Raw genomic sequence first — 25,436 nt, forward strand, 5'->3', positions numbered from 1 at the left:
CATCGGAAATGAAAGAGAGACGACAACCGCGCCGGAGCGAAAACGCTCCATGTCGCCCGAGAGGCGAGCTGCGCGAGATTGATCGTCTCTTTATTGTTTCCTGTTGAGTTTTACGCGTTGGGGAAGCGAGTTGCCCGTTGGTTCTGGAACACTTGAAGAAATTCCGGTAATTCCGGTTCATTGGTTATGACAATTTTCTCTTGTCCGTAACGTTCAGGGAAATAAAACGTGTACTCTCTCTCGGGATCGCCAGCGGCATTAACATCTTCGAGAGGGTATCTAACAAGTTCATGTCCTTGCGCATCGTAAATGAAGAAGTGTTCCTCACTGATTGCATATTTATTATTTCTATAGTCCAATGTTGCAAGAATAGACATTGCCATTCCTCCTGAGTGTATGAATTATTTACCTTACCTTAAATTGGTACTGGCTGCGCATGTAATGAACGCCATTGATACACACGCTTTCAGGGGCAACCTGCTCGATCTTACCACCATAGTCTTTTATCTGGCCGTCACGCCAGACGGAGACGGGGACAGCGAGAAAGTAGGCCGCGCCGAGTGCGCCAGTGGAGTCGAGTGGTTCGCCTGATATAAACGTTGGCATGCTTGTTCACCTCCTGCAAATTGCTTCGACAAAAGGAAGGTATTTCCTTCGTGGTTGTCGAAATTAGCTACATCATAGGGGGGGAGGTGGGCAGATGTCGGATCGGTATCGACTTTATATCTATTTTGACAAGGAACAGCGGCTAGAGTTCATGAATGTGAACAAGGTAGAGAAACACGAAATAGACGCTCTCATTCAAACAAAAGAATGGGTGGAAGTCAGAGATAAAGTGATTAATACACGCGCCATTAGATATTATGAATTTAGGGAAACTCGCTTGGAATCAATCATTCGCGAACTTGAATAGACAGGATAGGCCACTCCATCCGGGGTGGCTTTTCTCATACATGCGGCGCGCAGCGCCAATGGGGGAGAGGGGGAACAAAAAGAGAGCCGCACAGCGGCGGCAAGTGGAGAAGCGGTGTTACATGTACTGCGGTTCTCTGTTTGCCCGCACCACGAGCCAGATGAACAGGCCCACTGCAGCGGTGACAAGGATACCGATCTTCAGTCCATCGTGTCTACCTTTTCCGTATACCCGTTGGATAGTCGTTGCCATGAGAATCACCACCTTCCTATTAATTTCCATCACAGCATAGCACCAAAATAGGAGGCTGCCTAGGGGGCTCCAAGGGCTTCTGTCCGCAACTGTGAGTAAACGTGAGGAAGTGTTGGGAAATGTGCTGAAATGTCACGAAGCGAACGCGGGTCCCTCTGGGGTAAAGTTTGACTGCGGGTGCGCGCGAGCCCGAAAACCGTTCAGTTTTTTTGGTTGAAATTTACTTTCGCTTTCCGCTTTCCGGGTGACCTGGAAGGTGGTTTTTATTTTTTGCTTCGAATTGATGCATTCAAATTTAGTAATTCAATTTGACCATTTAAAACGAAAGTGAGGCGGTGATATTGGCGAAACCGAAGGCGATAACGGTAAAAGCTGCAGATCAGGAGATTTTGACATCGGAGCTGGCGCAAGTCATCGGGAAAACGCCGCAATGGATTCGCGAATTGACCCGTAAGGGGATTCTCACTCAGACCGGGCGGGGGAAGTATTTACTCGGGGAGGCTGTGCAGGCGTACATCGAACACGTTTCCGGGGGCAAAGAGGACGAAGGAAAACCGCGACTGGTTGATTATAAGACGGAACACGAGCGGATCAAGGCCGAAAAAGCAGCGCTTGAGTTGGCCGAAATGCAAGGAAACCTGCATTCTTCCGAAGACGTGCAAGTCCTGATGAGCGATATGATCGTCACGGCAAAGACAAAACTGCTCGCAATCCCCGCAAGGATCAGCTTGCAATTGGATGGCGAGCCGTCAACGGTCGTCGAAAAGGTCCTGTCGCGAGAAATCAGCGCCGCCCTGTCCAGCCTGACCGGCTACAACCCGGCACAGTTTGGAGATAAGGCGGGTGATGAGGATGATCCCGAAGAAGACGGCTGACCTATTCCGGGAGATCGCCCGGCTATGGGAACCGCGTCCCCCGTTGACCGTTTCCAAGTGGGCAGACGAACACCGCATCCTTTCGCCGGAAGCTTCGGCGGAGCCCGGGCCGTGGCGAACGGAGCGCGTCCCATACATGAGAGACATTATGGATGCCGTGAACGATCCTCAAACGGAAGAGATTGCAATCATGGCATCTGCCCAGGTGGCGAAGACGGAATTGCTTCTGAATACGGTCGGGTACTTCGCCGATCAGGAGCCAGGGCCAATCATCTACATGCTGCCCGACAAAGGGCTGATAAAGGCGGCCAGCCAAGAGCGGATCACGCCAATGATAAACGCCAGCCCACGGCTGAGGAGGGTGTTTGCTGCGGCCAAGGGGCGGAGCGCATCCAATACAATCGCCAAAAAAAGCTTCCTCGGCGGGTATGTGGCTTTGGTTGGTGCGAACTCACCGGCGGCCCTGTCTTCGCGTCCGGCCCGTGTGGTGCTGGCCGATGAGGTGGATCGGTTTCCGGCATCGGCTGGGAAGGAGGGTGATCCGATTGATCTGGTCACGAAACGGACCACGACATTCCATAACCGGAAGCATATCTTTGTCTCGACACCGCTTTTGGAGGAAACGTCGCGCATCAACAAACTGTACCAGGACAGCACACAAGAACAATGGTGTTTGCCGTGCCCATCATGTGGCGAGTTTCGGGCGCTTGACTTTAGTTGCCTGAAATTCACGCGGGACGATGCCGGCGAAGTGGAAAGCGTAGAGGCAGCGTGCAAGGTATGCGGCTCGATCAACTCGGAAAAGGCGTGGAAGAGCGGAGTCGGCCGATGGATTGCACAGAAGCAGCATCCGAGCAGGCGGGGGTTTCATCTCAACCAGATCGTCAGCCCTTGGGTTACCTGGAAAAAGATCGTCACGGGGTTTCTAAAGGCAAAGGATGACCCTGATATGCTTCAGGTCTGGACCAATACGGTCATGGGTGAGACGTGGCGCACCATCGGCGAAAAACTGGACGAGTCCGAACTCATGCAGCGCGGCGAAGTCTACGATGCCGATGTCCCGGAAGGCGTTAAGATTCTGACGGCTGCAATCGACACCCAGGACAACCGGTTTGAGATCGAGGTCAAAGGGTGGGGAGCGGGCCGGGAGTCGTGGGGCATCCGGTACCATGTCATTCACGGTGACCTTGATCAGCCTCGGGCATGGCAGGAGCTGGATGAGTTCCTGCAGCGCCGTTGGACAGACAAGGAGGGCCGAGCTTTCCGGATCGTGGGGGCGTTTATGGACTCTGGCGGTCACTATACCGACGCGGTTTACAAGTTCTGCGCGGCCCGTCTTGGCCGGCGTATCTACGCCATCAAAGGGGAGGCCAAAGAGTTTGGCGGGTACATCCCGTTTTACAACGGCTTTTCTCGCAACAACCGGTACAAGGCAACGCTGATCCGGCTGGGGGTAGACGACGGCAAATATCGCGCGTCGAATGACCTCAGACGGAAACGGTACGGACCCGGGTACTGCCATTTCCCAGCCAACCAACCGGGCCATGACAACCGCGGATATAACGAGGATTATTTCCTCGGCCTGACCGCCGAGACGTTGGTCAAAAAGAAAAAGATGGGCGTCACGTATCAGGTATGGCAAAAGATTCGGAACCGAAACGAACCGTTTGACCTGCACGTCTACAACCTCGGTGTGCTGGAATTACTCAATCCGGATCTGGACGACATGCTGCCGATTGCGTCCGGTCAGGAGCAGCGGCCGAAATCAGGCCAGCAGAAGAGCCGCAGGCGGGGCACATCAAGCAGCATATAGGGAGAGGAGGTGAAGAGGATGCCCGATTACAAAGCGGAGCTTGTAAAAGCCCGCACACATTTAGCCGCCTGGGAAGCTGCGGAACTCGCGCTCGCGACATCGCAGTCATATACCATCGGAACGAAGTCGTTGACCCGCGTCAATCTGCCGGAAGTCCGCATCCAGATTGCTACTTGGACCAAAAGGGTCCACGAACTGGAGCGCCTGGCCGCCGGCCTTCGACCGCGCAGCCGATTGCGTCGGTACGTCCCGACTGATCTATGAACAGGCTCGACAAGATGATTGCAGCCGTCGCACCGGGTATGGCAGCAAAGCGAGAGCGGGCGAGGGCCAGTATCGCAAGGGATCAGGCCGTCCAGCGGGTGCTTAATCAAGGGTACGGCGACCACGGCGCGAGCCGGAAAAAGAATGCTCTGAAAGAGTGGAACCCGGTCGGTGGCGATCCCGAGGAAGACATCCACGCAAATCTCGAAGCTTTGCGGCCGCGAGCGCGTGATTTATTTATGGGCGGTTCGCTTGCAAATGGGGCGCTCAAACGCATGAGGACCAATGTAATCGGCACAGGATTGCGGCTCAAGCCGTCATTCGACGCCGATTATTTGCGTCTGTCCGATACACAATCCCGCGAATTGCGGAAGCAAATTGAGCGGGAATTTTCCTTGTGGGCTGATTCCAAGGACTGCGATGCCTCGGGGTTGGGTAATTTTTACGATTTGCAGCAGCTCGCATTTTTGTCCTGGCTAATTTCTGGAGACGCCTTTGTGTTGCTACCGCTGATCCCCCGCAAGCATGCCTTATATGACCTGCGGATCAAGATCATTGAAGCCGACCGCTGCAGCACGCCGACCAATCGGGATGGGACGGATACCAATAAGATCAGCAATGGGGTAGAGGTGGACAAAGACGGCATAGTCATAGCCTACTGGTTTTCCGACAGGCACCCGGGCTCGTATCTGGCTACGCCCGGGAAGTGGGAACGCGTAGCATGCATTGGTGAGAACAGCGGCCGGCGGAACGTGCTGCACCTGATGGAGCAAGAGCGGCCGGAGCAGCGCCGTGGTGTGCCGATCCTAGCCCCCGTTATCGAGTCTCTGAAGCAGTTGGAGCGGTACACGGAAGCCGAGCTTATGGCCGCCGTAATCAGCGCCATGTTTACGGTGTTTATTGAGAATCCGGGAACGGAAACGGACCAGTTCGGGCTGACGCCTGAGGAGATTGATAATCCCACGGGGGAGCCCCTTCCAACGACGGGGAATGACCTCAAACTCGGTACCGGAGCTGTGCAGTTCCTCAACCCAGGGGAAAAGGCTACCTTCGCAGACCCGAATCGGCCGTTCAGCGGTTTTGACCCATTCGTTACGGCCGTTGTCCGGCAGATTGGTTCGTCGCTTGAGATCCCGTATGAGCTGCTGCTCAACCATTTCACCAGCTCTTATTCTGCCTCCCGAGCCGCGTTGCTTGAAGCGTGGAAAATGTTCCGGATGCGCCGGGTGTGGATGGCAAGCAGCTTTTGCCAGCCGATTTACGAGGAGTGGTTTGCCGAGGCGGTCTATTCCGGGCGTATTGATGCACCGGGAATATTTGATGATCCCCGGCTTTTTAAGGCGTACACGCGGGCCGAATGGCACGGACCGGCACAAGGACAGCTTGATCCGGTCAAAGAGGTTACAGCGGCCGATCTGCGCGTCGCAGGTGGGTACTCCACGCGGCAGCGAGAGGCCGCAGAACTGACCGGCACCGAATACGAGAGCAACGTCCGGCAGCTCGCCTATGAACGTAAGCTGATGGATCAATACGGATTATCCGGCGGGGGAGGTGATAAACAAAATGCCGATGACAGCGAAGACGACTCCGATCTTCAACGCGAAGAGGATCAATAACAGCACCGGAGAGCTCACTGTTTACGCACCTATCGAGGATGAGGAGTCCTGGTGGTATGACTCCGTATCGCCCAAGGGTGTTATGCGGGCGCTCAAAAACATGGGCAACGTTGACGAGATAGTCGTCCGGATCAACAGCCCGGGCGGCAGTGTGTTCGCGGGCCTCGCCATTTACCAGTACCTTAAAGACCACAAGGCCAAAGTAACCGTCAAAGTGGACGGCCTGGCCGCGTCTGCGGCATCCGTGATTATGATGGCGGGCGACACAATCATTATGGGCACGGGTGCGATGGTCATGGCACACAACCCCTGGACGATTGCGATGGGGGAGGCCAAGGATTTTCGCCAGACGGCCGACATGCTGGACAAGACACAGGCATCCATCATCAGCGTTTATAAAGAGCGCACGGGCAAAAGCGAGGACGACCTCAAAGCCATGATGGACGCCACAACGTGGATGACGGCTGACGAGGCGGTTTCCCTCGGATTCGCTGATGAGGTTGATCGCCAAACGAAAGTTTCGGCCTCGATCAAAAACGGAATCGCCACATTCGGCAACCAGCGTTTTGATATGAGGGCGTTTGCCTCCATTCCGTCGCTACCCGAGACACCGGACGAGGAGCCGGAGGAAGAACCCGCGCCACGGAGCGCAAAAGGAGATGACAGCGAAGTGAAAGACCTGGAGGAACTGAAAGCAAAATACCCGGACATTTACCGGGCCGCCATGAGGCAGGGGGAAGAAACTGAGCGTGCCCGCATCAACGATCTGAACGCGCTGGCCGGAGCGCCCGGCGCTGCTGAAATCGTAGCAGCGGCAATCAAAGACGGAAAAACAGCGGCGGAGGCGGCTATCGAAATCGTCAACGCTTCGAAAGCTCGCTTGAATACGGAAGCCAAAAACAGGGTGAACGATGCCAATGTGAGCGGTGTAAACGACGTTACGCCTGAACCGGCACCCCAAAACAAACCGACGCAGGACGTGGTTTGCCAAACGGAAGCTGATGAGATCCTGAAAGAAATCAAAGCCATGAAGGGAGGTCGGTCCTAATGCCGGCATACGAAAGCGTTCCTTACGATAACCTGATCGCGGGCATGGTCCAGCCGATTGTCACACAATCCGTCATCATTGAGCAGGCGACCGGGGCGGTATTTACTCGCGGCACCGTACTGGCCCGCACCGGGTTTGCAGAGGACGGAACTTGGATTTGCACCATTGTAAACTCGGCGGGCACAGGCGGGGCGATGACTCCGGTCGGCGTGTTGGCCGACGTGGAAGTCGATGCAACCGCCGTAGACGTGCGAGCAACGGCCTACACGCAAGGGGAATTTAACCGCGCCGCCTTGAAATTTGGCGGTACGGACACCATCGAAGACCACGAGGCGGCGCTCAACGACGCCAAACTGTACACCAAAAGAGTAGTAGGGGAGGCTTAATCAATGGCAGTTAAGGACATTTACGCATTTCCGACGCTGATCCGGGTTGTGCGGGCGTTGGAAGCACCGAGTACCTACATCTTGGACACGTTTTTCCAAGATGGAGAGACGTTCGACACCGATACTGTCGAAATTCAGACGGTGAAGGGTAACAAGCCGATTGCACCATATGTTTCCGAATTGCAACCCGGCAAGGTCATCGTCCGAACGGGTTTCACGGCCAAGCAGTACAAGCCTGCTTTGATCAAACCGTCACGGGCTATTACTGCCATTGACCTCAAAGTCCGGTCGGCCGGGGAGGACTTCTTAAACCCGGACACCCCGGAGACCCGCGCTCGCAAACTGCTGGCAAAAGACATCTTGGAACTGCGGGATACGATCACCCGCCGGCGCATCCAGCAAGCTGCCGAATTGATGTTTACCGGCAAGGTGACGCAGGTCGGCGAAGGGGTTTCCCAGGTCATCGACTACGACTTTGAGAACATTGTTACCCTGTCCGGCACGAGCCTCTGGAGTAACCCGGATTCCGATCCGATTTCCTTTCTGATGGGCCAGCGCAAGCTTATCTTGGACGCAAATGCCCCGACTCCGAACGTCATCCTTGCGGACTACAATGCGGCAGTCGCGCTTATGCGGCATCCTAAGATTTTGGAACTGGCAAATAATCGCGGGGTTGACGTGGGCAACATCGACACGACCCTGATGCCGGACGGCGTAACTTATCACGGCCGACTCCGCGATGTTGGGCTCGATGTCTACAGCTATATTGGTACCTATACCAACGACGATGGCCAAGACGTGCCGTTCATTCCTGCCGGGACGATTGCGGTACTGTCCACGCGCGACAAATTCACGTTCCTGTATGGCGCGAACACGATCATGGACCCGCGCACGGAGCAATTTGTTACCGTTCGTGGCCAAATCACGCCGCAATCGTGGGCGACCATCGAGCCTCCGCAACGTTGGCTGCAAATGTTCTCGCGTCCGCTGCCCGTGCCCCCGAATGTTGGCGGTTGGACCGTCGCTAAAGTTCTGTAAAGGAGGATAAATCCATGGCACTCATCGCAAAAACTAAGGTAATCCACAGCGGCAAATCTTACAAACCCGGCGACAAAATCGACGGGCTGAAAAAAGAAGAAGCCGACCGTCTGATCCAGTTGGGAGCAGCAGAGGAAGATGCGTCGGCCAAGACCGAGCGGAAGAAGGACCCCGCTGCCGGGGATGATGCAAAATGAATTTTAAGGCTCAGGCCGCGATTGATGCGTTTGTCTTCATAAACCCCGAGGAATTTGGGGAATTACACACGGTTGACGGCCGGGAAATGCTAATCGTCATCGACGACGACAAGCTGCAGGAGCGAAAGTCCAGCACCACCAATCCAACGGATGGGGTGTTTGAGGCATCGCTCCTTTTTTATGCCCGAAAAGCGGATTTTACAGAAAAGCCGGTCATTGGAACGAGGATGGATGTGGACGCCGACACGTTTGACGTGACGGATGTGCAGGAGGACCCGGCGTTTTACACGATCACGTTGTCGGGTAACCGGTCATGATCCGGGTAGATGAGGAGAAAATCCGGGAGATTGAGCGGAGGCTCGGAAAGATCGCCAAAAAGATGCCCACGGCGGTCTCCCGGGCGCTCAATCGGACCGCCCAAAATGTCCGCACCAATGCCGCACGCAAGGCCCGAGAGCAGTACACGGCGCGGGCCAGAGACATCAACGAGACCTTTGTCGTCCGGCAGGCATCCAAAACCAACCTGCAGGCCACGGTCACATCAAAGGCGGGATCGCTGGGGCTGGACAAATTCAAAGTCCGCCCCCTGGTCCCCCGGCACACCAAGCCCCCGAAACAACTGCGGGTGCAGGTTAAGCGGTCCGGCGGTGCCAAGGCGCTCCTTCGGGCCTTTGTTGCGTCCGTCAACGGAAACAAGGTGTTTGAGCGGGAGCATGGCGGATTGACACGCCACCAGAAGCGCTCAGACGGCCGCTGGACGGAGTTGCCGATCAAACGGATGTTCGGTCCGCCGGTTCCCGAAATGGTCGGCAGCCGGTCCGTGCGTGAGTTTGTGGAGCAAGAAGCGGCCAAGGTCTTTGACCAACGTCTTGATCACGAGATCGGCCGCATATTGGAGGGCAACTGACCATGACACCATATCTTTTGCAGGATGCACTCGTCCGGGAGATCAAGGCGCTGTTCGCGGATACGGTTTTTCAAAACGCGCTCGGCGAGCCTGCTGCTCTTAACGTCTACCCGCAAAACCTGCCGGTTAAAAAGACGGCGAAGGACCTGGAGCATTTTCCGTACTGCCTTGTGCGCGTAACGGACGGAGGGGCCACGGCCATTGATCAGGCGGCCTCTTGCTCGATCATGATTGTTTTCGGTGTGTACGACCAAGCCGACGATAACCAGGGTTACAAGGACGTTATGAACGCGCTGCGGAAGCTGGAAACACACATCTTCCGCAAGCGGATCATCGAAAGCAAGTATCGCATTGAGTACCCGTTTGAGTGGTCCGTGGACGACGAAGACGTAAGGCCCTACTTTTTCGGAGGGGCAAAGACAAATTGGTCCATCCCAGGGATCAGTGAGGAGGATTGATGATGGCAAAACGAGACGAAAAAGAAGACCTGAAGCCGGTCGAAGAGGTTGATTTTGTACCTGCGGAGCCGGTCATTTTAGCTTCCGAAGCCCCTCAAAGCGAGCCGCAACCGGAGCCCAGAGAGTCGGAACAGATCATTTACGCCGGGCCCAACCTCGAAAGAGGCCGGCTGTCGCAGTACACGGTGTTTCGCGGCGGGCTGCCGCGCCATCTGGACGACCTGATCGTTAAACACCCGCATATCAAAGACCTGATGGTCCCGGTAGCGGAACTGCAGGCGACGCAGGCGCGTATTGCCCGCGCCGGAACGCCCGAACATCAAGCATATGCCCTGCTGAGCGGGGCGAGAAAGGAGCAATCCAATGGCATTTAAGCATGGCGTTACCATCCGGGAGGAGGCGACAGCAACGCTCTCCCCGGTCGAAGCAACGGCCAGCCTGCCGGTCGTGTTTGGCACGGCCCCGGTTAATCTCTCGACGTTGGCCGCAGCTCCGGTTAATCGCCCGGTGCTCTGCTACAGTTTCGCGGAGGCGGTAGCTGCCTTTGGCTACTCGGACGATTGGGAGTCCTATACGCTATGTGAGGCGATGGACGCCCATTTCCGGCAGTTCGCCCTTGCCCCCCTTGTCCTGGTCAACGTACTTGACCCGGCTCTCTCGGGGCACAAGACGGCCGTTCCGGCGGCCACGCTGCCCGTATCCGACCGCATGGTCATGGTAGAGGCGGAGGGCGTCCTGCAGTCCTCTGTCGTGGTCAAATCGGCTGACGGGGCGACGACTTACGTCAAAGACACGGATTATACGCTCGCCTTTGACGAGGATGGGCAGATCGTAATCGCTGTAAAGTCCGGCGGAGCCATCCCGACCAACGCCACACAATTGAGCGTGGCTTACAGCAAACTCAATCCGGCAGCGGTGACGGCATCGACGATTATCGGCGGTGTGGACGGAGACGGTAAATCTACCGGGCTGGAGCTGCTGAATGCCGTTTTCCCCAAATTCGGACTGGTTCCTGGGCTTGTATTGGCTCCCGGTTACTCGCAGGACCCTACGGTCGCAGCCGTAATGACCGCCAAAGCGGGCAACATCAACGGCAATTTTAAAGCTATTGCATTGACCGACATGGACGCGGCGACGGTCACGCAGTACGCGGACGTTCCGAGCTGGAAAGGCGACAACGGATACACCACCAGCAGGCAGGTCGCACTCTGGCCGCAGCTTGCAATCGGCGAGCGCAAATACCGCTTTTCGACGCTCCTGGCCGGTGCAGTCGGAACCACGGACGCGGCAAACGGTGGCATCCCTTACGTCAGCCCTTCAAACAAGAGCCTCAAGGCTACCAGCGCCGTCCTCGCAGACGGATCTGAGGTGCTGCTGGGTATGGATCAGGCCAACTACCTTAATTCGCAAGGCGTTACGACGGCCCTGGCATTTGGCGCCGGCGGCCTTAAAGCATGGGGCAACTATACCGGGGCTTATCCGGCTGCGACCGACCTGAAAGAGGCGTTTCTGCCGATCCGACGCATGTTTGACTGGATTGGCAACAGCCTAATCCTGACCTATCATCAACAAGTCGATACGCCCATGACGCGGCGGCTTATTGACGGCGTGACCGACAGTGCAAATATCTGGCTTAATGGCCTTGTCGCAATGGGGGCGCTGCTTGGCGGGAGGGTGGAGTTTAGGGAGTCGGACAATTCCGACGCTGACCTGATGGCCGGGAGATTGGCGTTCCGAGTATTTATCACTCCGCCGGCCCCGGCTCAAGAATTGGAATTTATCCTCGCCTACTCGGCCGAGTATCTGGCCGCGTTGGCAGCGTAAAGGAGTGGGACATGTAGATGCAAATTCCTTCGGCGGTAAAGAATTTTAAAGCCTATACCGGCAGTACCCACCTGGGCGTGACTGATGTTAATCTCCCTGATCTTGCTCCGGGGACCACAACGATCAACGGTGCTGGTGTTGCCGGTAGTGTTGAAATGCCGATGATGGGGGCTTTTGATTCCATGCGGATCACGCTCAACTGGCGCAACTTAGACCGGGCGGCTTTCAAAGTCGCTCGACAAGAGGTGCAACCCCTTGATTTTCGAGGGTCGATCCAAGCAATAGACCAAGCAACGGGCCTGTTTAACGAAATTCCGCTCAAAATCACCGTGCGTGCGGTTCCCGCCTCCTTCAGCTTCGGGACGCTGGGCGTGGGAGCAGGGACGGAAAGCGCCAACGAGCTTGAGGTTACTTACCTCAAAATTGTCTTGGACGGCGAAACGCTTACCGAAATTGACAAATTTAACATGGTGTGCGTGATCGACGGCGTGGACTACTACGCCCAAACGCGCAAAAACCTGGGAATGTGAGGCGTGGAATGAGCGACAAAGTGGACGAAAAAACGAACATCGAGGCGGCCGAGGAACGGGCTTACACCCTTCTTCGGCCGATTGTTTTTGAGGGTGACGAAATCAAGGTGCTAACATTTGATTTTGACTCCCTTTCCGGATCAGACCTGATGAAATGCGAGACAGTTGCACGCGGCATCGGCGGAGGGAGCATCCCGTTCATGCTTGCTACGTGGACGCCTTATCATGTGGCGGTCGCGGCCAAGGCGGCCGGCGTTGTGCCGGAGTTGATCCTTGCGCTCAAGGCCAAAGACTTCACGAGGGTGACGGTGCGGGCGTCAAATTTTCTTCTGCTCTCGGCATAGGAGACGACATAGGCCAGGGTATTCGCGAATTGGCGATCTCCCTGGCTTACTCCGTACCGGGATCAACATTAGAGTTTTGGCTCGGTCAGCCCGTTACGTCCTATTTTAAATGGATTGACGCAAGCAAAGCAGTGCATGAACGGAGGCAGAAACAGGCCACCAAGAAGGCGAGGCGGAAATAGTGGCCGGTAGAGGAAAAACATACGAAACAACATTTGAGCTCGGCGGTAAACTGGACCCCTCGCTCGAACGAGCACTTGAAGGAGCTGAGAAGGCGGCCAGGGGTGTTGGTAAGGGTTTCCGAGAGATGGAGGCCCAAGGCCGGGACGTTCCGGACGTATTTAAAAAGGCGGCCGGAGCTGCTGCCGATTTTCAGGACATCCTCGGGCGCGTGGCTCAATACTCCGGGGCCTTTGCCATCGTGGATACGGTCAAAGACTCGTTTACCGACATCGTTGGTACTATAGGCGATTTTGAGGGCTCCATGAAGCAGATCGAGGCGGCCACCGGTGCGAGCCGGGAGGAAATGCAGCAGATGGAGCAGGCTGCAAACGACCTGTACCGGAATAATTTTGGGGAAAACGTCGAGGACCTGTCCCAAGCACTCATAACGGCCCGGAACATCACCCAGCAGCAAGGAGACGCACTGGAGGAGACGGCCAAAAACGCGATCATCCTCCGGGATGTGTTTGCCTACGACATCCCGCAATCGGTCAAAACAACCGATACGATGATGAAAAATTTTGGCATCAGCTCCGACGAAGCCATGAATCTGCTCGCCCAAGGGGCGCAAAATGGCCTTGATAAGTCCGACGAGCTGCTGGATACAGCCAACGAGTACGCACCACAATTTGCGGCTTTGGGTTTTAACGCGAATGAGATGTTCGATGTTTTTTCGGCAGGTTTGGAAAATGGCGCGTGGAATCTGGACAAAGTTGGCGATGCCGTCAAGGAGTTTAACATCCGGGCAAAGGACGGCTCAAAAACAACCGCCGAAGGCTTCCAGGCCATCAACTTAGACGCCGAAAAAATGGGACAAATCTTTGCTCGCGGCGGACCGGCAGCGCAAAAAGCCTTTAAGCAAGTCGTGTCTGCTCTCTCGGCCATTGAGGACCCGGTAAAGCGCAATATCGCGGGTGTCAACCTGTTCGGCACTCAATTCGAGGACCTGGAGACTGACGTCATAAAGGCAATGGGAACGGCCCGCAGCCAGTTTGACATGACCAAAGCGACCATGGACGAGATCGAGGCGGTCAAATACGACACTTTGACCAAAGACATCCAGGCTTTAGGGCGCGAGACAATGCAGGACGTCATCATGCCGATTGGAGAGGATTTACTTCCGGTCCTTCGGGATTTGACGGAATGGGCGAGCGATAACAAAGACACGCTCGAAGCGATTGGCCTGGCCGTCCCTGCGGCGATGATCGGCAAAAACGTCTATAAGATTGGCAAAGGCTTCGCCGACCTTGCTTCGTCCGCCTCTAATGCGTCCCAAGATGTCGGTTTGATCGGCAAGGCGGCTACGTTTTTGACCAACCCTCTCGGGATCGCGGCCGGAGCGATAGGTGCTCTCGGTCTTGCATGGGTGACGTACAAAAAAAAGCAAGAGGACGCTCGTCAGGCGCTTATCAACATGGGCCCCAAACTGCAGGAGACCGCAGACAATTATCAGGAGGTTGCTGACAAGGCCAAGGTTACAAATGACCTGGTTTGGGAGTACGAAAAGCTTTACTCCATTGTTAGCGACAATACGGATAGCTCGCGTGATCTTTCCGGCCAAAAGGAAAGGCTTCTCGACATCGAGCAGCGGCTGCAGGATATGTACCCACAAATCCTCTCCAATTACGATTTGGAAAACGGGAAAATTCGCGAAAAATTGGGGCTGACAAAGGAACAGGCTGACGCTGACGCAGAAATCGCCAAAATGCGCCTGGAAAGCGAAGTGGCGAAGGCAGAAGAAGACCGACCAAGATTGGAAAACCAAATTTCCTCTCTCGGAGAAAAGGGCGCGGATCTGACCGGACAAAAAGATGCCTTGGATAAGGCAATCGCAGCATTCCAGCAGTATCAGGTAGAGTACAACAAAATCCTTCAGATGGACGATTCCGATCAAAAAATTGCCCAGCTCGAACAGCTACGCGAAAATCTGAACAAAGCGGGCGAAGCGGTCGGAGAACATTTCAACCTCAATAGCCAAATGCAGATGATCGGCGAGTCTATTGACCGGATGAGCAAAGAGCGGGTTGACGTACTCGGCGACCGTGTTACCACCTTTGAAGAGTTGGAAAAGGCGAAATCGAGTTATGACGAATTGTACGAATCCCAAATCAAACTGATCGAATTGAGTCTCGGGGCAGGGGAAACGATTGAGGGCCAAGCGGCCAAGTATAACAGCATGACCGATGCCGAAAAGATTCGGTTTGACGAAGTGCTGCGGATGATCAAAGAAGTAAATGCCGAAATGGATATGATGCCCACCAGTAAACAAATTAACGTGGACGTGATCACCCGGCAAATACAGCCCAAATTTTCCGGCCACCTCGAAATGTTTGCGGCAGGCGGAATCGCGACGCGCCCCTCTATCTTTGGAGAGGCAGGCCCCGAAATGGCGATCCCTCTCGACAACTCCGACCGCAGCCGGTCGCTGTGGGAGGCTACGGGGCAACTGCTGGGGATGGGCAGCACGACAAATAACCAGTCCACGTTTGCGCCGGTCTATGCGCCCAAAATTATTGTCCAAGGCAACGCCGACAGGGCTACAGTGGAGCAGGCGGTCCGGGATGGGCAAGTCAGTTTTGATAAACAAATGCGCGGATATATGCGCCAACGTCAGCGGGTGAGTATGTCATGACCTACACAACCATCCAGGGCGACACCTGGGACAGCATTGCTTATCAGCTTTATGGCTCGGAGCGCTACCTGACGCTACTCATCGCAGCCAACCCGGATCACGCTGCGGTGGTCGTATTCGGCGGGGGTGTTGTGCTGGTCGCCCCGGAGCGTCCGGTCGAGTCGTCCACCACCCTGCCACCGTGGAAAAGGGAGGGTTGATCCGTGGTCCGATACATGCAAGACGCCCGGCGGGCCGCTCCCGTCATCATCTACAACGGCCGTGATATTACAGAGGAGTTATCAGCCGATGCGTTGGGCATGACCTATACCGACGCCATATCCGGTGACCTGGACGACCTGCAGATTACACTGCAGGACCGGGAACGGAAGTGGCAGGGCTCATGGTCGCCGCAGGAGGGTGACCAAATTGTCGCGGAGATCAAAACGCACAACTGGCATCGCGGGGGCGGGGAGTTTGAAAAACTGCCCTGCGGCACGTTTGAGGTGGACCAGATCAGCCTCTCAGGCGACACCGTGAGCATTGGGGCGACCTCCCTGCCGATAGCCTCGCTCGCGCAAGAGGAGCGTTCGCAGGCGTGGGAAAAAACCAGCCTCAAGGCCGTCGCCGGAGACATCGCCAAGCGGGCGGGCCTGACGCTGCTCTACACCACAACCGACAACCCCAGCTATGACCGCCTGGAGCAGACGGAGACCAAGGACATCACCTTTATTTTTGAGCAGGCCCGCTCCGAGGGAATTGCGGTAAAGGTTACGGGGGGCCAACTGGTCCTCTTTGACGAAAAGGAGTTTGAGGACCGGCCTGCTGTCCTGACCATAAAGCGCGACACCGACAACGTACTGGATTATGAGTTTACCTGGAGCGCAAAAAACCGCTCGTATCGGGCAGCCGAATTGACGTATACGGAGGCCAAATCCAAAAACGTCATCAAGGTTACCTATACGCCGCCGGGAGCCCCGCAGAGCGGCCCTGTATTGCGCATGAAGGAACAGGTTGACTCGCAAGCGGAAGGGCTCAGGCGGGCGCGGAAGGCACTCAGGGAACGCAACAAAGAGGCCGGGCAGGCAAGCATGACCCTCATGGGTGACGTGCGAATCGCGGCTGGCATCACGATCAATGTGTCCGGCTGGGGGCGGTTTGATGGCAAATATCTGGTCGAGTCGGCCCGGCACACCCTTTCCGGGGGCGGGTATACGACGGAAATCGAAATACGCAAGGTATTGGGGTGGTAGCGATGATTAAAACGGGATTTGTCTCATCGGTGGATGTCGGTGCGCGGGCGGTCCGGGTTGTTTTCCCGGAGGATGAAACGGTATCCGCCCCCCTGCCGGTTGTCGGCCCGCCGGAGCTCTCCCTTCCCGTGGTGGGGGACAGTGTGCTGGTGGTCTACCCGGATACCGGCAACCGTTACGGCTACTGCGTGGGGGTGATCCCGTCATGATCGGGACGCTCGGGCCTGTCGTTTTCGAGGTTTCCCCCAAGCTAGTCCGCACTTTTACGGATTTCAGCCGATCCTCGGCCGGCCGGTTTGCGTCTCACGACATCCTCGGCCAACGGCCCAAGCATCAATGGATCGGGCCGGGGGCCGACTCGATTTCCTTCTCCATGCGCTTCGACGCCAACCTCGGGGCCAACCCTCGCAAGGAGTTGGATTTGCTCAAGGAGCTTGAGGTCGTCGGCAAGGCGGTCCGGCTGGTCATCGGCGGCAAGATGATAGGCAAGTCGGGTCTGTGGGTGATCACGGGGCTTGACCAAACCTGGGAGCAGATCGACAACCGGGGCAACCTGCTCGCGGCATCGGTCAACATCAATCTGGAGGAGTATGTGCCATGATCTACACCATAACGGAGACCAGCCAGGCGGTAGATTTTGCGCCGGCGGACGTCGCCGCAGAGGTCGCGCAAAACATCCGCACCATCCTATCCACGCCCCTCGGCACCGCTCCGCTCGCCCGGGGGATCGGGACGGATTACTCGTCGCTGGATCAGCCCCTGCAGGTTGCTAAGGCGCTCCTGACGGCTGCGGTCATTGAGGCGATCAGCACCCAGGAGCCTCGGGCGCGGATTGTTGAGGTCCAGTTTGTCGGGACAGATGTTGCCAAGCTGCAGCCGGTCATCCGGTACACGCTGGAGCAGGAGGGAGATGAGTCGCTATGACGGCGTTTTCCGATTTGCCGGACATCCAGTTTGCAAGCGAGGATGTCACGGAGCTGCAAAATCACATCATCGCAGTTTATGAGGGCTTGACCGGTCGGACGCTGTATCCAGCGGACCCGGTGAGGCTCTTTTTGTTGTCGCTGGCGCAGATCATTGTTCAGCAGCGGGCGTTGATCAACCAGACGGCCAAAGGTAACCTGCTGCGGTTTGCCCGCGGGCTGGTGCTGGACCACATGGGAGCATTCCAGGGCACCGAGCGGTTGCCAGCAGCGGCCGCGCTGACAACCATCCGTGTCACCCTGTCGATGCCTCTCGCGTCCGCGCAGCTCATTCCGGCAGGTACCCGCATCGGACCGGCTGGCGGGAACGGCAACCTGTACTATGTCACGTTGGAGCCGCTGGAGATACCATCCGGCGGGTTGACCGGCGATGTGCCGGCGGCCTGCTCCGTACCTGGAACGGTGGGCAACGGCTTTTTGCCGGGGCAGATCAATGTCTTGATGGACCCGCTGCCCTACGTGCAGAGCGTCGCCAACCTGACAACCAGCTCCGGCGGAGCGGAGGCGGAGAGCGATGATGCATACCGGGAGCGTATCCGGACGGCCCCGGAAAGCTTTTCGACGGCCGGTCCGGAGGGAGCCTATCGCTATTACGCGATGCGGGCAAGCTCCGCGATCATAGACGTGGCCGTAACCTCGCCGGATGAGGGAGAGGTCCTTGTCGTACCGCTGCTGACCGGCGGGACGATCCCGGGGGAGGACGTGCTGCAGGCGGTCGGCGACGCCCTCAACGACCGCACCATCCGGCCGCTGACCGACCTGGTGACGGTTGCTCCGCCTACAGTGGAGCTCTATGACATTACCCTGACCTATTACGTGGACCGGGAGCGGGCGGCCGATTCCGTCGCCATTCAGGCGGCCGTCAGTGATGCAGTGGCCGCCTTTAGGCTGTGGCAGCGGTCCAAGCTCGGCCGAGACATCAACCCATCGGCGCTGATCTCGCGCGTCATGCAAGCGGGGGCGCTGCGGGTAGATGTGACCGCGCCAACTTATCTGGTGCTCTCGGAGACGCAGGTCGCGCAGGAGGACAAGGTGACGGTGACGTATGGAGGGCTGGCTGATGATTAATCTCCAGACGGTCAGCATGCTCGATATCCTGCCGCCCAGCCTCCGGGCCGATCCAGCGCTCGCGGCAGCAGCCAAGGCGATTGACGGCGAGCTGCAGGCGACAACGGACATGATCCGGCTGCTCGATATCTTTGGCCGGGCAGACGAGTGGACGGACGAGGAGACCGACGAGCTGGCTTGGCAATATCACGTCGATTACTACGACCCGACCCTCCCGCTCGCGCAAAAGCGGCAGCTTGTCAAAAACGCAATCCCGTTTCACAGACGCAAGTCGACGCCCTCGGCGGTGGAGGAGTTGGTCCGTATCCTGTTTGGGGAGGGCCGCGTCGAAGAATGGTGGGAGTACGGCGGGGAGCCGTATCACTTCCAGGTTTTGACCAACAACGAGGATGTAACGACCGGGCGGGCGCAGGAGTTTATCCGCGCGGTTAACTCGGTCAAGCGACTTTCTGCCCGGCTGGACCGGGTAGCGATTTCGCAAATTGAGGACCTGCCGCTTACCGTCGGCGTGGCGCTCCATATCGGAGACAATATGACAGTTTAAAGGGGGAGTGGGCATGGCCGCTTTTGGCGGGCTCACAGTAACAACGCGGGGCATTGCCCTGCAATCCAAGGCACAGGCCGGCGCACAGCTCCAGTACACGAGGATCGCTGTGGGCGATGGACAGCTTGGCGGGCAGTCCATCGTCGCCCTGACAGGACTGATCAGCCAGCGCAAAAGCCTTGCGATTGATAAGCTGCGGTTTCAGTCGCCCAACAAGGCGATTGTCGGGGCTGTACTCTCCAATCAGGACATTACGGCGGGCTTTTACTTTCGAGAGATCGGAGTTTTTGCTACCGATCCGGACGTCGGCGAAATCCTATACGCATACGCAAACGCTGGGACCAATGCGGAGTACATCCCGGCCGGGGGCGGACCGGACATCATCGAAAAAACCATTGACGCGGTTGTGACCGTTGGTCAAGCGGCCAACGTGACGGCTGTCATCGATGAGTCGCTTGTCTTTGTGCGGCTCTCAGATTACAACACGCATAAAACGTCGGTTGTGCTGGACCACCCGGACAAATCCGTAACGGCCGCCAAACTGGACGATGGGGCTGCAACGGATAGGGTCATCGGCGAACGAACAATGTCGGACGTTACGGCCCCAACCGGAGACGCTGGCATGCCTACAACGCTGTTTGGCTGGTTGGCAAACCGCATCAAGGCGATCACCGGGAAATCTTCGTGGCGGACAGCTCCGGCGATTAACCTGGAAGAAACCAGGAGCCACGTTGACGCGAGCACAGCCCACGGCAGCACCGCAGCAGCTACAGGCGGGCGCATTGTACAGCGGGACGCATCGGGCCGGGCAAAGGTCGCCGCACCGGAGGCCGCTGACGACATCGCCCGCTTGGCCGAGGTGGAGGCGGTAGAGGAGCAGGTCGTCGATCTGGCAGCCGACATTTCCGCCGACCTCGACTCTGCGGCTGCCGTCCCGGTGACACTCAAGCCGGGCACGCAGACCATTAATGCGCAGCGGGATGCCCGCCTGTCTGGCTTTGGCTTCCCGGGGCGGACGCTGGTCAACCTGCTCGGGCGGACGACAACCGGCCAGCGTATCCGCGCGGTGGCCCTTGATTTGTCTAAAAAGTACGTACTGATACCGGACCCCGTTATCCCGGTTTTGTACGGAGGTTACCTGCGGACTGCTCCGACGGTGATACACTCGTCGGGAGGTACGACAGGCTTTAGCTGGGAGACAGATGGTGCACGTATTGCGTTATACGAGATTCCGGCAGCAGACCCATCGCTCCCGGCTGCGCAGCTGGCCGCCAAATACCCGTACACCGAGGGTATTCAGACGGTCGATCGCGTATTTGTCCATCGCAAAGACGGCGATACCATCACGGATGCCATGTACTTGTGGGACGTACAGGCAGCGACCGGCGACACGGTTTACCAGGACGCCGACGGCCGGATGCGGATCAACCGAGCGCGGCGGACGATGGATTTGACGGGGGAACTGGGATGGAAGCATGTAAACCCCGTTACTGGTGGCAAACGAGTGATGGTTACTAGCCTGGCAGCAAACGTATATGACACGCCAACCAATCTGCTTGTAAAGTACGACGGAAAACCACTGAAGTACGCTTCCGATCCAGCCGCAAACGATGAATTTGTGCTAAATGGCATTGGGAATTTTTATGTGGTGATCCCCAACGCCGACAGCGGATGGGGGCCGGATTACACTCCGTCCGATGACGAGATCAAGGCGTATTTTAACGGTTGGAAAATGTTTACCCAAACTCTCCCGGTCACAAGTAACTATAATGGCACCGGAGATAAAGGGTGGGTTAGTAATTTATACAAAGGCAGCGATGTTGCGCCTCCCGGTGGTTGGACATCGGACAAGTTGACATTAACGCTTCCCACATCAACAGCGCCTGGTACCACACCCTACCGCCTGCAATACCAACTCGCGACACCCGTTGACGAGCCGATCAGCCAAGAAGGCGCGATCCGGCTCCGAGAGGGCGACAACGTGCTGGAGATGGGTACGGGGGCAATCGTGCGGGAGCGGGCGCATCCGGGGCTGTACGAAAATGCAAATATCATCAACGACACGTTATACGGTCAGCATCTTAAATATCGCGTTGGTGCTATTTTGTCTGTATTTACCAATCAAGTGAGGGACAAGAGATGGACTATCTACAGCTCCGTCAACCAGTACGGGAATCAAAAAGCATGGATATCCACTGCCGATTACGATCCCTCAGCCGTCTACGCGGTTACCTATCTCTCACTCGACACGCACCTGACCGGGCTGGCTCCGTTAGAGATTACCGCCCAACATGCGTCCAACCTGCGGGGAGCCGTAGACGGAGCGCTCGCAGATGTAACAGTGCTGACCGGCCGGGTGGACGTGCTGGAGGCGAGCAAGGCGGACGCAGAGCAGCCAGAATGGATCACGCCGACGCTGCTTAATGGGTGGGTGAACTTTGATCCATCGGCTGAGGGGATTAGCTATATGAAAGACGAGTTAGGCTTTGTACACATTCGCGGGCTGATTCGTTCGGGAGTGTTTGGTGGGCCTGTCTTTATGTTGCCCAAGGATTATCGACCGAATCAAGATCATTCGGAAGTCGGTGTTGCGTACAACGGTACTAATCAAATCTTCTTCCGTCTTGGTATCGGTAAAGATGGGGCGGTAGGTATTGACGGCGGCAGCAGCGCGTCGACGATAGCCTGGGCCGTTATATCTGCGCATTTCCGGGTGCACCAGTAAAGGAGGCATGACATATGAAAGAAGCAATTATCACCGATCCTACCGGATTCTATGCTGACGTCGCGCTCGTAGCCGATACGGAGACCGGCGTTACACCGCTGTATGAGACGCCCGCGCTTGACCCGGACGGCGAGCAGCCGGAAACACCGGAGCCGGTCCTGATCGGTTACCGTGTGGCCGTGCCGGTTACTCCGGGGCTGTACAAGCCGCGCTTTGACCTGGCCGCGTGGGAGGCTTACGAGCTGGCTGTTGCGGAGGCGAAGGAGGCTCACGCGCAGGCCGTCGAAGCAGCGCAAGCCGAATGGTCCGCCGCTTATGAGGATTGGGCGGCCCGGCCGGAGGACGAGCGCGGCGATCCGCCGGAGTATACGCCACCCGCCTACGCTCCGCCGGAAGCTCCGGAGCTGTGGGTGGAGGCCCTGACGCCGGAGGAGATCGAGGCGCTGCATCCTCCCGCCCCGGAATCCGATGCCGAGAAGCTGCAACGGCTGGAGCAGGAAAACGCGCTCCTCAAAGCGCAGATCACAGCCAGCGCCGACCGCCAAGAGTTTATCGAGGACGTTATCGCCGAGCTGGCCGCGCAACTCTACCAATGATCAGGCGGCTTTTGTATTGGCTGCTATCTATCACGGAGGGAGGTGATACTATGGTGGTCATGTTTTTTGCGCAGCGCGTCATCCTTGGAAAAACGGCCTTTAAGGATGTGCCGTCCTCGTTGCAAGCCGGGGTCCGCGAGATCCTGATCGATAGCGGCGTTGATTTCCTTATCGACGCCGAATAACCGCGCCGCAAGGCGTCTTTTTTATGCCCTCGGAGTGATCCGGGGGCTATCTTTTTACAGGACGGAGGGGCGGCGATGCCCGATACGGATCAAGCCGTACTCATGGAGATATTGCAAAGGATCACCAAAATCGAGACCAAAATCGAGGCACTGACCAACCTGGACCGGGTAGCCGCTGACGCTTACCGGATCGCAAACGAGGCGCTCCAGTCTACCAAGTCTGCGCATCACCGGCTGGACACGGTTGCATCGTCTGGAGACGCACAAGAGGCTGCGCTGCTTTTAGTCAAGGAGCAAGCGGCGACGGCCGAGCGTAAGGCGATGGAGGCTTTGGCCCAGCTCGCAGCCAAGGCCGATGACCTTAAATGGTTTAAGCGGACGTTTTACGGCGCTACTCTTGGGGCGATAGGCTCGTCGCTGGTCATGACGATTATTGCGGCGGTAAAAGTGTGGGGAGGTGGCGGCTGATGAAATACCGCGTCGATCACATCCCGCGCAGCGCACCGCACAACCGCCGTCCGGGCCTGCCGATGACACCGACAACCATCACGATCCACAACACGGGCAATCCGGCGTCTGGCGCAGCGGGTGAGCGGGCATGGCTGACCAATCCGAGCAACACACGCACAGCGAGCTATCACGTCGCCGTAGACGAGCGCGAGGCCGTGGAGGTCCTGCCACTTAACGAGGTGGCTTGGCACGCCGGAGACGGCAATGGACCGGGTAACCGAGCGTCCATAGGCATTGAGATATGCGAGAGTGGCAACTACGCCAAGACGCTGCGAAACGCCGCGCAGCTGGCCGCCAAGATGCTCCGGGAGCGCGGGTGGGGCGTGGATCGGCTCCGGCGTCATTACGATTGGTCCGGCAAGATTTGTCCGCGTCTGATGTACGACAGCGGCCGGTGGACCGGTTGGGAGGAATTTAAAAAAGCGGTGTCGGCCGAGCTGGCCGGGAAGGGAGAGGATGCACCGATGACAGCAGAGGAAAAACGGCGCATGGAGGCGCTGGAGCGGACGGCCACGGAGCTGGAGCAGACGGCGGTATTGCTCCGGAAGATGCTTTTGGAGCAAAAGGAGCAGATCAAGGACCTGGAGGAGCGCCTGCGCGAAAAGCCCGCGCCGGAATGGGCAGCTCCGGCCATGCAACGGTACGGTCCGTACCTGACGGATAAAAACGTCTCGCGGGATCTGGCGCGTATTTTGACCGTGCTGGACAAAATGGAAAAAGCAAAGGAGGGAAAATAACCAATGGATAATCAAAACCTTACCGATGTGCTGGCGTTTGCGAGCCTGCTGGCCGTGTTTGTGCTGGCGCTCGTGCAGCTCGTAAAGACGACCGTCAACCTGCCGCGTAACATCGTCCCGCTGGTCGGCCTGCTGATCGGGCTGGGCGTCGGGGCGGCGGCTGTGCCGTTTACGGAGCTTGGGCTGGTGCTGCGGCTGTGGTCTGGCGGACTGGCTGGGTTGTCGGCCACGGGGTTATTCGAGTTGGCGTTTCGCAATCGGCCGGGAAATACAAAGGACCCTGAGTAAAGACAAAACCCCGCTGGCCTATTCGGCTGGCGGGGTTGTAATTACACAAAAAGCGATTGGTTGAGGTTTTTTATTAGCTTTTCCTTTTCCTGTTTTTCCGTTTCCCTTTGCTGCCTCTCCAATTCCTGTAAACGACGGAGTGCGGACACATATTCCTTCCGGTCAATTGTTTGGTCGTTATAAGCTCTCATGAGGGATAGTTTAACCAAAGAAATTTGATCGAGTGGCAACATGATTTCCACCTCCTACAAGTATCATACCCAACTTTTTCCTAATTAGCAATATCATTTGAGTATCCCAAATCTTCCATATCGATACCAGCATCAAATAACTCTTTGTAACTCTCTACCTCTCTAAAAGCTTCATCATGATTTTGAACGGCCATCTCAATAAGCACTCCGTATGTCTCACCGATTAATTCGCATTCCTCATCCATTGTATGCTTTCCATCTATAGTTAGTACGCCAAATTCGCCTAACGGGATACAAATAAGGGCTTTGTACCGTTGTCGCTCTACGGTAGGGTCGCGTTTATAGTCCTTATCGGCTAGAACATCAGGTATGTTTAGAGTTTGTTTTTTTAAGTATGTCCGTCCGGCAATTGTGTCATTAATACCGAGCTCTTTTTCACCTTTATAGTGTTTTGGAAAACCCGCACTACATATTATCAACTTAAGGGATTTACCCTCTTCGTTTTGAATCCAAACCCCGCATCTGTGTTCTCCTCCAGCAAGGGTTTTGATGTCCGTTGAGAGATGGTCCAGCATTTTCTGAATTAAGGAAAGCGACTCTGTCAATTTAATATCTGGGTTAGTTTCATTAGAGAGATCATTTAAATTTGATATATAAGATTTTACATGAAGAAGCGCAGAAGTTACTTGTTGGGCCTTTTGTTTGTTACAGCGATTTTCTTCGCTTAGGGCACTACACTTCTGCTCCAGGTTTGCCCTTTCATCTACGCCAATAAGTGAAGAGACGGATTTTGAAAAACGCCTAAGACCAACAGATGAAAACCAAAAAAACGCAATAACGCAGACGATGAGACTTGCACTCATAACATGAAAGAACCAGTCAGGCAATTTATTGAGTAGTTCTTTAAAGAAATCTCCCATTGTAAAATCCCTATCTTTCCACACTAGTTATGATGGTAATTCTACCATAAAAAATGGGAGGCAAGTAATTTTTATTGAAAAAAATACCTTTTCATGGTGCCTCTGATACAGAACGTAAAAAGCAAGGCTGTTTAGCTC

34 protein-coding genes are annotated in these 25,436 nt (G+C 56.3%); 30 read left to right on the forward strand and 4 right to left on the reverse strand.

What is annotated here, in order from left to right; translation table 11 throughout:
- Nucleotides 1-110: 110 nt before the first annotated feature.
- Both AC6I6H_RS01225 and AC6I6H_RS01230 read right to left on the reverse strand, forming a co-directional pair.
- Nucleotides 111-377, reverse strand: a complete 267-nt coding sequence (locus AC6I6H_RS01225; RefSeq protein WP_497949872.1) for a hypothetical protein — start codon at nucleotides 375-377, stop codon at nucleotides 111-113.
- A gap of 28 nt (nucleotides 378-405) precedes the next feature.
- Nucleotides 406-606 (reverse strand): hypothetical protein, encoded by a 201-nt coding sequence (locus tag AC6I6H_RS01230; RefSeq protein ID WP_497949874.1) that lies wholly within the window; start codon nucleotides 604-606, stop codon nucleotides 406-408.
- 94 nt (nucleotides 607-700) lie between these two features.
- Here AC6I6H_RS01230 and AC6I6H_RS01235 point away from each other — a divergent pair, with 94 nt between their 5' ends.
- The 30 genes from AC6I6H_RS01235 to AC6I6H_RS01380 all read left to right on the forward strand — a co-directional run bounded on the left by AC6I6H_RS01235 (nucleotide 701) and on the right by AC6I6H_RS01380 (nucleotide 24,187).
- On the forward strand, nucleotides 701-913 hold the full coding sequence (locus AC6I6H_RS01235; protein ID WP_497949879.1) for a hypothetical protein: 213 nt from the start codon (nucleotides 701-703) through the stop codon (nucleotides 911-913).
- A gap of 593 nt (nucleotides 914-1,506) precedes the next feature.
- Nucleotides 1,507-2,040, forward strand: coding sequence for a hypothetical protein (locus AC6I6H_RS01240; RefSeq protein ID WP_497949884.1), 534 nt, complete (start codon nucleotides 1,507-1,509; stop codon nucleotides 2,038-2,040).
- On the forward strand, nucleotides 2,018-3,853 hold the full coding sequence (locus AC6I6H_RS01245; protein ID WP_497949888.1) for a phage terminase large subunit family protein: 1,836 nt from the start codon (nucleotides 2,018-2,020) through the stop codon (nucleotides 3,851-3,853). The genes AC6I6H_RS01240 and AC6I6H_RS01245 overlap by 23 nt, the downstream gene beginning before the upstream one ends.
- A gap of 18 nt (nucleotides 3,854-3,871) precedes the next feature.
- Nucleotides 3,872-4,117: a DUF6148 family protein gene (locus AC6I6H_RS01250; protein WP_497949892.1), complete on the forward strand. Its 246-nt coding sequence runs from the start codon at nucleotides 3,872-3,874 to the stop codon at nucleotides 4,115-4,117.
- Between the two features lie 14 nt (nucleotides 4,118-4,131).
- Nucleotides 4,132-5,733, forward strand: coding sequence for a phage portal protein (locus tag AC6I6H_RS01255; RefSeq protein WP_497949896.1), 1,602 nt, complete (start codon nucleotides 4,132-4,134; stop codon nucleotides 5,731-5,733).
- Nucleotides 5,681-6,781 carry a head maturation protease, ClpP-related gene (locus tag AC6I6H_RS01260; RefSeq protein WP_497949899.1) on the forward strand — a complete coding sequence of 367 codons (1,101 nt, stop codon included), beginning with the start codon at nucleotides 5,681-5,683 and terminating at the stop codon, nucleotides 6,779-6,781. The genes AC6I6H_RS01255 and AC6I6H_RS01260 overlap by 53 nt, the downstream gene beginning before the upstream one ends.
- Nucleotides 6,781-7,167: a head decoration protein gene (locus tag AC6I6H_RS01265; RefSeq protein ID WP_497949903.1), complete on the forward strand. Its 387-nt coding sequence runs from the start codon at nucleotides 6,781-6,783 to the stop codon at nucleotides 7,165-7,167. Before AC6I6H_RS01260 ends, AC6I6H_RS01265 begins: the two co-directional genes overlap by 1 nt.
- Before the next feature lie 3 nt (nucleotides 7,168-7,170).
- Nucleotides 7,171-8,205 carry a major capsid protein gene (locus AC6I6H_RS01270; RefSeq protein ID WP_497949906.1) on the forward strand — a complete coding sequence of 345 codons (1,035 nt, stop codon included), beginning with the start codon at nucleotides 7,171-7,173 and terminating at the stop codon, nucleotides 8,203-8,205.
- A 14-nt stretch (nucleotides 8,206-8,219) separates the two neighbouring features.
- The gene (locus AC6I6H_RS01275) at nucleotides 8,220-8,402 is read left to right on the forward strand and encodes a DUF7210 family protein (RefSeq protein ID WP_497949909.1); all 183 of its coding nucleotides are present in this window, start codon (nucleotides 8,220-8,222) and stop codon (nucleotides 8,400-8,402) included.
- Nucleotides 8,399-8,719 (forward strand): hypothetical protein, encoded by a 321-nt coding sequence (locus AC6I6H_RS01280; RefSeq protein ID WP_497949912.1) that lies wholly within the window; start codon nucleotides 8,399-8,401, stop codon nucleotides 8,717-8,719. The genes AC6I6H_RS01275 and AC6I6H_RS01280 overlap by 4 nt, the downstream gene beginning before the upstream one ends.
- Nucleotides 8,716-9,309, forward strand: a complete 594-nt coding sequence (locus tag AC6I6H_RS01285; RefSeq protein WP_497949916.1) for a phage tail protein — start codon at nucleotides 8,716-8,718, stop codon at nucleotides 9,307-9,309. Before AC6I6H_RS01280 ends, AC6I6H_RS01285 begins: the two co-directional genes overlap by 4 nt.
- A gap of 2 nt (nucleotides 9,310-9,311) precedes the next feature.
- On the forward strand, nucleotides 9,312-9,767 hold the full coding sequence (locus AC6I6H_RS01290) for a hypothetical protein (protein WP_497949919.1): 456 nt from the start codon (nucleotides 9,312-9,314) through the stop codon (nucleotides 9,765-9,767).
- A 2-nt stretch (nucleotides 9,768-9,769) separates the two neighbouring features.
- Nucleotides 9,770-10,141, forward strand: a complete 372-nt coding sequence (locus AC6I6H_RS01295; protein WP_497949922.1) for a hypothetical protein — start codon at nucleotides 9,770-9,772, stop codon at nucleotides 10,139-10,141.
- Nucleotides 10,131-11,591, forward strand: a complete 1,461-nt coding sequence (locus AC6I6H_RS01300; protein ID WP_497949926.1) for a phage tail sheath family protein — start codon at nucleotides 10,131-10,133, stop codon at nucleotides 11,589-11,591. Before AC6I6H_RS01295 ends, AC6I6H_RS01300 begins: the two co-directional genes overlap by 11 nt.
- A gap of 17 nt (nucleotides 11,592-11,608) precedes the next feature.
- Nucleotides 11,609-12,121, forward strand: coding sequence for a phage major tail tube protein (locus AC6I6H_RS01305; protein WP_497949930.1), 513 nt, complete (start codon nucleotides 11,609-11,611; stop codon nucleotides 12,119-12,121).
- Between the two features lie 8 nt (nucleotides 12,122-12,129).
- Nucleotides 12,130-12,465, forward strand: a complete 336-nt coding sequence (locus AC6I6H_RS01310) for a phage tail assembly protein (RefSeq protein WP_497949934.1) — start codon at nucleotides 12,130-12,132, stop codon at nucleotides 12,463-12,465.
- 181 nt (nucleotides 12,466-12,646) lie between these two features.
- Nucleotides 12,647-15,319, forward strand: coding sequence for a phage tail tape measure protein (locus tag AC6I6H_RS01315; RefSeq protein ID WP_497949938.1), 2,673 nt, complete (start codon nucleotides 12,647-12,649; stop codon nucleotides 15,317-15,319).
- Nucleotides 15,316-15,519 carry a tail protein X gene (locus AC6I6H_RS01320; protein WP_497949942.1) on the forward strand — a complete coding sequence of 68 codons (204 nt, stop codon included), beginning with the start codon at nucleotides 15,316-15,318 and terminating at the stop codon, nucleotides 15,517-15,519. Before AC6I6H_RS01315 ends, AC6I6H_RS01320 begins: the two co-directional genes overlap by 4 nt.
- 3 nt (nucleotides 15,520-15,522) lie before the next feature.
- Nucleotides 15,523-16,551: a phage late control D family protein gene (locus tag AC6I6H_RS01325; RefSeq protein WP_497949946.1), complete on the forward strand. Its 1,029-nt coding sequence runs from the start codon at nucleotides 15,523-15,525 to the stop codon at nucleotides 16,549-16,551.
- 2 nt (nucleotides 16,552-16,553) lie between these two features.
- A complete protein-coding gene (locus AC6I6H_RS01330; protein WP_497949950.1) occupies nucleotides 16,554-16,760 on the forward strand; it encodes a hypothetical protein in 207 nt (68 codons plus the stop codon).
- Nucleotides 16,757-17,152: a phage tail protein gene (locus tag AC6I6H_RS01335; protein ID WP_497949955.1), complete on the forward strand. Its 396-nt coding sequence runs from the start codon at nucleotides 16,757-16,759 to the stop codon at nucleotides 17,150-17,152. The genes AC6I6H_RS01330 and AC6I6H_RS01335 overlap by 4 nt, the downstream gene beginning before the upstream one ends.
- Nucleotides 17,149-17,475, forward strand: coding sequence for a GPW/gp25 family protein (locus AC6I6H_RS01340; RefSeq protein WP_497949958.1), 327 nt, complete (start codon nucleotides 17,149-17,151; stop codon nucleotides 17,473-17,475). The genes AC6I6H_RS01335 and AC6I6H_RS01340 overlap by 4 nt, the downstream gene beginning before the upstream one ends.
- Complete coding sequence (locus AC6I6H_RS01345; protein ID WP_497949962.1) at nucleotides 17,472-18,602, forward strand: baseplate assembly protein; 1,131 nt, start codon at nucleotides 17,472-17,474, stop codon at nucleotides 18,600-18,602. The genes AC6I6H_RS01340 and AC6I6H_RS01345 overlap by 4 nt, the downstream gene beginning before the upstream one ends.
- Nucleotides 18,595-19,146: a phage tail protein I gene (locus tag AC6I6H_RS01350; RefSeq protein ID WP_497949965.1), complete on the forward strand. Its 552-nt coding sequence runs from the start codon at nucleotides 18,595-18,597 to the stop codon at nucleotides 19,144-19,146. Before AC6I6H_RS01345 ends, AC6I6H_RS01350 begins: the two co-directional genes overlap by 8 nt.
- 13 nt (nucleotides 19,147-19,159) lie before the next feature.
- Nucleotides 19,160-21,871: a phage tail-collar fiber domain-containing protein gene (locus AC6I6H_RS01355; protein WP_497949969.1), complete on the forward strand. Its 2,712-nt coding sequence runs from the start codon at nucleotides 19,160-19,162 to the stop codon at nucleotides 21,869-21,871.
- Nucleotides 21,872-21,885: 14 nt separating this feature from the next.
- Complete coding sequence (locus tag AC6I6H_RS01360; RefSeq protein WP_497949973.1) at nucleotides 21,886-22,467, forward strand: hypothetical protein; 582 nt, start codon at nucleotides 21,886-21,888, stop codon at nucleotides 22,465-22,467.
- A 50-nt stretch (nucleotides 22,468-22,517) separates the two neighbouring features.
- Nucleotides 22,518-22,652, forward strand: coding sequence for a CD1375 family protein (locus AC6I6H_RS01365; RefSeq protein WP_497949977.1), 135 nt, complete (start codon nucleotides 22,518-22,520; stop codon nucleotides 22,650-22,652).
- A 75-nt stretch (nucleotides 22,653-22,727) separates the two neighbouring features.
- Nucleotides 22,728-23,120 carry a hypothetical protein gene (locus AC6I6H_RS01370; protein ID WP_497949981.1) on the forward strand — a complete coding sequence of 131 codons (393 nt, stop codon included), beginning with the start codon at nucleotides 22,728-22,730 and terminating at the stop codon, nucleotides 23,118-23,120.
- Nucleotides 23,120-23,899, forward strand: a complete 780-nt coding sequence (locus AC6I6H_RS01375; protein WP_497949984.1) for a peptidoglycan recognition protein family protein — start codon at nucleotides 23,120-23,122, stop codon at nucleotides 23,897-23,899. The genes AC6I6H_RS01370 and AC6I6H_RS01375 overlap by 1 nt, the downstream gene beginning before the upstream one ends.
- A gap of 3 nt (nucleotides 23,900-23,902) precedes the next feature.
- Entirely contained in the window at nucleotides 23,903-24,187 is a 285-nt protein-coding gene (locus AC6I6H_RS01380; protein WP_497949987.1) for a holin, read from the forward strand.
- Between the two features lie 41 nt (nucleotides 24,188-24,228).
- On the opposite strand, the gene AC6I6H_RS01385 is transcribed toward AC6I6H_RS01380, so the two are convergent.
- Together AC6I6H_RS01385 and AC6I6H_RS01390 are read right to left on the reverse strand one after the other, a co-directional pair.
- Nucleotides 24,229-24,420, reverse strand: coding sequence for a hypothetical protein (locus AC6I6H_RS01385; RefSeq protein ID WP_497949991.1), 192 nt, complete (start codon nucleotides 24,418-24,420; stop codon nucleotides 24,229-24,231).
- Nucleotides 24,421-24,458: 38 nt separating this feature from the next.
- Nucleotides 24,459-25,298: a GAF domain-containing protein gene (locus tag AC6I6H_RS01390; protein WP_497949994.1), complete on the reverse strand. Its 840-nt coding sequence runs from the start codon at nucleotides 25,296-25,298 to the stop codon at nucleotides 24,459-24,461.
- Nucleotides 25,299-25,436: the final 138 nt, after the last annotated feature.

The sequence above is a fragment of the Gorillibacterium sp. sgz306347 genome (genome assembly GCF_059735245.1).

Coding starts and splice junctions, on each gene's coding strand:
- AC6I6H_RS01330 (WP_497949950.1), top strand. CDS start 16,554: ATGATTAAAACGGGATTTGTCTCATCGGTGGATGTCGGTGCGCGGGCG.
- AC6I6H_RS01270 (WP_497949906.1), top strand. CDS start 7,171: ATGGCAGTTAAGGACATTTACGCATTTCCGACGCTGATCCGGGTTGTG.
- AC6I6H_RS01285 (WP_497949916.1), top strand. CDS start 8,716: ATGATCCGGGTAGATGAGGAGAAAATCCGGGAGATTGAGCGGAGGCTC.
- AC6I6H_RS01350 (WP_497949965.1), top strand. CDS start 18,595: ATGATTAATCTCCAGACGGTCAGCATGCTCGATATCCTGCCGCCCAGC.
- AC6I6H_RS01390 (WP_497949994.1), bottom strand. CDS start 25,298: ATGGGAGATTTCTTTAAAGAACTACTCAATAAATTGCCTGACTGGTTC.
- AC6I6H_RS01340 (WP_497949958.1), top strand. CDS start 17,149: ATGATCTACACCATAACGGAGACCAGCCAGGCGGTAGATTTTGCGCCG.
- AC6I6H_RS01335 (WP_497949955.1), top strand. CDS start 16,757: ATGATCGGGACGCTCGGGCCTGTCGTTTTCGAGGTTTCCCCCAAGCTA.
- AC6I6H_RS01360 (WP_497949973.1), top strand. CDS start 21,886: ATGAAAGAAGCAATTATCACCGATCCTACCGGATTCTATGCTGACGTC.
- AC6I6H_RS01235 (WP_497949879.1), top strand. CDS start 701: ATGTCGGATCGGTATCGACTTTATATCTATTTTGACAAGGAACAGCGG.
- AC6I6H_RS01295 (WP_497949922.1), top strand. CDS start 9,770: ATGGCAAAACGAGACGAAAAAGAAGACCTGAAGCCGGTCGAAGAGGTT.
- AC6I6H_RS01250 (WP_497949892.1), top strand. CDS start 3,872: ATGCCCGATTACAAAGCGGAGCTTGTAAAAGCCCGCACACATTTAGCC.
- AC6I6H_RS01310 (WP_497949934.1), top strand. CDS start 12,130: ATGAGCGACAAAGTGGACGAAAAAACGAACATCGAGGCGGCCGAGGAA.
- AC6I6H_RS01275 (WP_497949909.1), top strand. CDS start 8,220: ATGGCACTCATCGCAAAAACTAAGGTAATCCACAGCGGCAAATCTTAC.
- AC6I6H_RS01290 (WP_497949919.1), top strand. CDS start 9,312: ATGACACCATATCTTTTGCAGGATGCACTCGTCCGGGAGATCAAGGCG.
- AC6I6H_RS01230 (WP_497949874.1), bottom strand. CDS start 606: ATGCCAACGTTTATATCAGGCGAACCACTCGACTCCACTGGCGCACTC.
- AC6I6H_RS01385 (WP_497949991.1), bottom strand. CDS start 24,420: ATGTTGCCACTCGATCAAATTTCTTTGGTTAAACTATCCCTCATGAGA.
- AC6I6H_RS01265 (WP_497949903.1), top strand. CDS start 6,781: ATGCCGGCATACGAAAGCGTTCCTTACGATAACCTGATCGCGGGCATG.
- AC6I6H_RS01365 (WP_497949977.1), top strand. CDS start 22,518: ATGGTGGTCATGTTTTTTGCGCAGCGCGTCATCCTTGGAAAAACGGCC.
- AC6I6H_RS01245 (WP_497949888.1), top strand. CDS start 2,018: ATGATCCCGAAGAAGACGGCTGACCTATTCCGGGAGATCGCCCGGCTA.
- AC6I6H_RS01380 (WP_497949987.1), top strand. CDS start 23,903: ATGGATAATCAAAACCTTACCGATGTGCTGGCGTTTGCGAGCCTGCTG.
- AC6I6H_RS01300 (WP_497949926.1), top strand. CDS start 10,131: ATGGCATTTAAGCATGGCGTTACCATCCGGGAGGAGGCGACAGCAACG.
- AC6I6H_RS01255 (WP_497949896.1), top strand. CDS start 4,132: ATGATTGCAGCCGTCGCACCGGGTATGGCAGCAAAGCGAGAGCGGGCG.
- AC6I6H_RS01305 (WP_497949930.1), top strand. CDS start 11,609: ATGCAAATTCCTTCGGCGGTAAAGAATTTTAAAGCCTATACCGGCAGT.
- AC6I6H_RS01280 (WP_497949912.1), top strand. CDS start 8,399: ATGAATTTTAAGGCTCAGGCCGCGATTGATGCGTTTGTCTTCATAAAC.
- AC6I6H_RS01355 (WP_497949969.1), top strand. CDS start 19,160: ATGGCCGCTTTTGGCGGGCTCACAGTAACAACGCGGGGCATTGCCCTG.
- AC6I6H_RS01370 (WP_497949981.1), top strand. CDS start 22,728: ATGCCCGATACGGATCAAGCCGTACTCATGGAGATATTGCAAAGGATC.
- AC6I6H_RS01320 (WP_497949942.1), top strand. CDS start 15,316: ATGACCTACACAACCATCCAGGGCGACACCTGGGACAGCATTGCTTAT.
- AC6I6H_RS01345 (WP_497949962.1), top strand. CDS start 17,472: ATGACGGCGTTTTCCGATTTGCCGGACATCCAGTTTGCAAGCGAGGAT.
- AC6I6H_RS01375 (WP_497949984.1), top strand. CDS start 23,120: ATGAAATACCGCGTCGATCACATCCCGCGCAGCGCACCGCACAACCGC.
- AC6I6H_RS01260 (WP_497949899.1), top strand. CDS start 5,681: ATGCCGATGACAGCGAAGACGACTCCGATCTTCAACGCGAAGAGGATC.
- AC6I6H_RS01225 (WP_497949872.1), bottom strand. CDS start 377: ATGTCTATTCTTGCAACATTGGACTATAGAAATAATAAATATGCAATC.